Annotated in this window: 1 protein-coding gene; it reads right to left on the bottom strand. The window is 36.7% G+C overall.

The genetic code is table 11. The features are described from left to right. The coding region (locus tag I6E26_RS11450) for a hypothetical protein (RefSeq protein WP_235321931.1) at window positions 1-232 on the bottom strand (232 nt) is incomplete at its 3' end. Window positions 233-267 lie beyond the last annotated feature (35 nt).

Raw genomic sequence — 267 nt, 5'->3', positions numbered from 1 at the left:
CCAGCAGGGCTAGACGAATATAACAATTCTTATCCGTCCAATATTTAGCTACATCCCTCTCCTGTTCATGTATTACATTATCATCAGCTTTATACTGTGATTTAGCAACTGCATCAACAAGAGCTTCTGGCTTGACTACCTCTCGTCCATCAAAAAGTGTGCCATTAACTATATCCGAAAAAACATCATTGTATGCTTCAAAATTTTTCTGCGTAATATCCTTTTGTCCCATAATCACAACACCTTTCCTATATTATCGCAAATTAG

This window comes from Anaerovibrio lipolyticus (genome assembly GCF_021531495.1).
Lineage (GTDB): Bacteria > Bacillota > Negativicutes > Selenomonadales > Selenomonadaceae > Anaerovibrio.
Note: the sequence above shows the minus strand (reverse complement) of the source record. Positions and strands in the feature narration are given on the sequence as shown.